4 protein-coding genes are annotated in these 4,080 nt (G+C 69.7%); all 4 read right to left on the bottom strand.

Features of this window, described 5'->3' with window-relative positions:
* The coding region (locus tag E1283_RS33095; protein ID WP_165956339.1) for a S8 family serine peptidase at positions 1–1,077 on the bottom strand (1,077 nt) is incomplete at its 3' end.
* Between the two features lie 70 nt (positions 1,078–1,147).
* Complete coding sequence (locus tag E1283_RS33090; protein WP_132821862.1) at positions 1,148–2,518, bottom strand: WXG100 family type VII secretion target; 1,371 nt, start codon at positions 2,516–2,518, stop codon at positions 1,148–1,150.
* Positions 2,519–2,630: 112 nt separating this feature from the next.
* Positions 2,631–3,203, bottom strand: a complete 573-nt coding sequence (locus tag E1283_RS33085) for a dihydrofolate reductase family protein (protein ID WP_132821861.1) — start codon at positions 3,201–3,203, stop codon at positions 2,631–2,633.
* Between the two features lie 42 nt (positions 3,204–3,245).
* Positions 3,246–3,989: an SRPBCC family protein gene (locus E1283_RS33080; RefSeq protein WP_132821860.1), complete on the bottom strand. Its 744-nt coding sequence runs from the start codon at positions 3,987–3,989 to the stop codon at positions 3,246–3,248.
* Between the last annotated feature and the right edge of the window lie 91 nt (positions 3,990–4,080).

The following is a 4,080-nucleotide window of genomic DNA, read 5'->3' as shown; positions in this document are numbered from 1 at the left end:
GTGGAGTTCGTCTTCGACACGGAGGTCACCCGGATCCTGGCCAGGGACGGCCGGGCCGGCGGTGTCGAGTCGGCGGACGGCGGCACGCTGCCGGCGGACAAGGTGGTGTGGGGCGCGCCGGGCCTCGAACTCCTCGAACAACGGGTTGACGTTCGGATCCCCCGGATCCCCCTCCCCGTCGACGATGACCCGAGCCGGCTGCACCATCCCGTACCCGACGTACTCGTCCCGCTCACCGCCACCGTCGGCGGTCCCGATCATGGCCCGCAACACCTGGTTCTTGGTCCAGTCGGGATTGGCCGACCAGATGAGCGCGGCGGACGCGGACGCGAGGGCGGTGGCGTTGCTGGTGCCGTATCCGGTGCACATCTCCGAGCTGCCGAGTTGGCACCGTAGGCGAATGTCGGTACCAGGGGCGGCCAGGGCCACCTGCGGGCCGTGGGTCGAGTAGGCGGCGCGCTCGCCGTCAGGATCGACGGCCGCGACTCCGACGGCCCCCTCGCGGTTGCCGGGGAAAGTGGAGAGGTTGCCTTCCTCACCCGCGTTTCCCGTGGACGCGAAGATCAGTACGTCCTGACGCGCCGCCTCCGCCAGGGCTGCTTCGATCTCCTCGTTCCCGAACGCCGGTTCCTGCATGCCGAGCGAGATGCTGATGACCTGCGCACCGGACTCGACGGCGTAGGTGACCGCCTCGGCCCACCGCTCCTCGATCCCGAAATCGAGGGTGTCGGGCGTCTCGTACAGCCGGACGGGAAGGATGGTGGCACCTGGCGCGATCCCGCTGACCCCTGCCTCCGCCCCGGTACCGGCGATGAGGGACGCCATGTCCGTGCCGTGACCATGCTCGTCGGAGTTCGCACCCTGGGCGTCGAAGGTCAGGTCGGCGCCTTCGAGTACCCGGTCACGCAGTTCTGGAATCGAACCGTCGACTCCGCTGTCGATGACGGCCACGGTGACTCCTTCGCCCCGGGTCTGCTGCCAGATCTCCTCGGCGCGCAGGGCATCCAGATACCAGTCACCAGCTACCTCGTCCGCGCTGGCGCTGGACGCCACGAACCCCTGGGACCACAGAGCCATCGCGAGGGGCCAGCGGAATAGTCCCCAACGCCGTCGTGAGCGTGCGCGGTCGGTGTTCGACACCATCAGCTCAGTCGTTCCTCTTCTGCGTCTCGTCGCGCTCACCATCGTTCTTCCGGCCGCGACGCTTCCGCGTCGACCGCGCGGGGCGACCACTCTGCGCCGGCGGACGATCGCCCGTCTGCCCCGCGCGCTTCATCACCGGAGTGCCACCGGGGCCTCGGACAAGCCCGGTAGCGGGGTCTCGGTAGGCGAACGAGTCCTGAGCTCCTATCGCCACGCTCACGGGCAGACCACGCCCAGCGGCGAGCGGTGGCCGAGCGATCCCGCCGACCACCCCGCTTGGCGCCGACACCCCACGGGACGGCGCGTGCGTCGGGAGACCCGCGCCACCGTGCACGGGTGGCCGAACCGCACCGGTTCCCTGGGCGGGTGCCTCACCGGGCCCGGCCAGCCCGGAGATGCCAGGGCGCGCCTGCGGGTATCCGGCCGGAGAGCGCGGCGTTTCCGAGTTACCGCCGCCTGCCCCGCTGTTCTGCCGCCCTGGGTCGGGAACCCGCCCCCAGTGACCGTCGCGCCGCTGCTGAAGCGGTGTGGGTACTCCATGTGGTGGCATGCGCTCGGGCGACTCGGCCGTCCCGTTCCTGACGTGACTCGGACCTTCCAGAAGAGGTCCCTGCTCCCCGGGTGGGAGCACTCGATCGACAACCGGTGCCATCGAGTCCAGGGAGGTGATGACCTGCCCATCAGTGACGGCAGTGGGCAGCTCGGCCAGGTCAGTGAGGTGTTCTCCGCCATCTCGGGTGATGACGTGGTCACCCGTATAACCTCTCCGACTTGCTTCGGTTCTCTCCCCTTCGGACGGAACATTCCCAAACTGTCGTGCCGTCCATGGACCGGAGTCGGCTGACCCGAACGGTTGGGGCGTGGATTCAGGCCACTTGTCACCGTCGGGATCGACGACACCATGCAGCGGTCTGTACTGCGGTTCGTCCGCCGCCGCCAGGTCGTCCGCCGCCGTGCGGTAGTTGGACGACAGCCGTTCCAGTACGAGGATGGCCTCCTGCCGCTCCAACTCCTCGGCCACCGTGGGGAGCGCCGTGTCGGCGAGCGGCGCCGGCCGCTCCGGCACAGCCGGCATCGTCGCCCGTGCCTCAACAAGTGCCTGGCCGGCGTCCTGCAACGCGTTCCCGACCGTACGCGCGTAGGCCGCCAGCGAGACCGACTCCTCCACCAGGTGCCGGCCCCACTCCCGGAAGGCGTCGGCGCCCTCGCCCTGCCACTCCACCTGTGACATCCGCAGGAAGATCTGCTTGTCCGTGCCGTTCAACGCCTCGGCCATCGACAGCAGTACGTCCGCCCGGGTCGTCAACTGCTCGGGATTCGCCCCGGCCAGCATCGCCACCAGTTGCTCGTGCGTGTAGTCCTCGAAGTCCCCCACGCCAACGCCCCCTCCACCGCGCCCGGGCTTAACTCCACTCCCACCAGTCTAGTGAGGCCACAACTACAACCGGCGACCGCGTTGTCGGCGAGACGACGTCTCCCGGGTGCCGTCAGCGGACGACGTCGAAGATCTGCTTCTGCAGGCCGTTGCCGTATGCCTCGTGCTCCACCAGCCGCAACTTCTGGGTGTCCTTGTCCGTGGCGCTGAACAGCCGCTTGCCGGCGCCGAGCAGCAGCGGGTAGACGAGCAGGTGGTAACGGTCGATCAGGCCCGCGTCCGAGAGGCCCTGGTTCAGGGTGGCGCTGCCGTGGACGATGATCGGGCCTCCCTCGGTCTCCTTCAGTGCGGCGACCTCGTCGAGGGACCGCAGGATGGTGGTCTCACCCCAGCCGGAGACCAGTTGGCCTTCGGTGAGGGAGGTGGAGACGACGTACTTCGGCATCGTCTTGTAGTCCGCGAACTCCGCCATGTCGGGCCACACCGGGCTGAACGCCTGGTAGCTGGCCCGGCCCAGCAGGACCGCGGTGGACTCCTGCTGTTCCCGGCCCTTGATCTCGAACGCCTCGGGAAGGAACTCGACGTCCTTGAAGGTCCATCCGGAGTTCCGGTAGCCGGGCTCGCCGCCCGGCGCCTCCATGACGCCGTCGAGCGACAGGAAGGCGGTACTGATCAGCGTGCGCATGGGTTTCTCCTCGATCGTCGTCTCGCACAGGTGGTGGGTGGGTCAGGCCAGTAGGCCGGACAGCCAGCGCTGCCACGCGGCCTCGGCGGCGGTGCCGTCCGTGTTCGGGCCGAAGAGGTGGTGGAACGTCAGGACCACGCCGGGGAAGTGGTGGAAGGTGTAGAGCCCGTCGTCGGTGCGGACCGCGATGCGTTCGTCGTCCGACCAGGTCACCTCGCCGTCCAGCGGCGGCAGGTCGGCCGGCACGGCGTGTGCCCGATCGCCCACGGCGACCTGGCCGGGTAGTGACAGCACGCGGGTGAGGGCCGCCCGGATCTGCTCCACAGGCCGCTCGCCCACGGGGGCCATCGCGAAGACGGGGACGCCGGTGCGCCCGGGGAAGTGCGCCAGGTACTCGCGGAGCGTGTGGAGGTGGAACGGCCAGCCGCGGCGCAGCGCGTCGTACTCGTCCTGCCAGTCGTCGCCGAGCATGCCGCTCTGCACGATGCGGAGCACGGTACTGCCGCCTCCGCGCCCCTCGACCAGGTACTCGAAGGCCATGAACCGGCCGTCGTCGGCGGTGTCGGTGCGGGTGGCGAGGCGCTTGCCGGGCTCGTAGGCCGTGACCACCGCCTCCTCCCGGTTGCCCCCGATGTCCATGGCGGTGGTGCCGCCCTCGCGTGGCTCCACCTCGTTGCGTCCCATGAACCACGAGTCGATGCCGGGCCCGGTGGCGATCGCGTCCCAGACCTGGTCCGGACTCGCCGGCAGGGTGGTCTCCAGCTCGATCTCGAAGGGGTGTGTCATCGCGGGTTCTCCTGTCGTACTTCGGTTTCCGGCGCTCCGTCCTCGCCCGCCGGGGCGGCGGGCTGGGCGGCGGGGAGTCCGACCGTGGCGG

The sequence above is a fragment of the Streptomyces hainanensis genome (assembly GCF_004348415.1).
Classification (GTDB): domain Bacteria; phylum Actinomycetota; class Actinomycetes; order Streptomycetales; family Streptomycetaceae; genus Streptomyces; species Streptomyces hainanensis.
The sequence above is the reverse complement of the archived record's forward strand: the minus strand, read 5'-3'. Positions and strand labels throughout refer to the sequence as shown.

Coding starts and splice junctions, on each gene's coding strand:
- E1283_RS33085 (WP_132821861.1), bottom strand. CDS start 3,203: ATGCGCACGCTGATCAGTACCGCCTTCCTGTCGCTCGACGGCGTCATG.
- E1283_RS33080 (WP_132821860.1), bottom strand. CDS start 3,989: ATGACACACCCCTTCGAGATCGAGCTGGAGACCACCCTGCCGGCGAGT.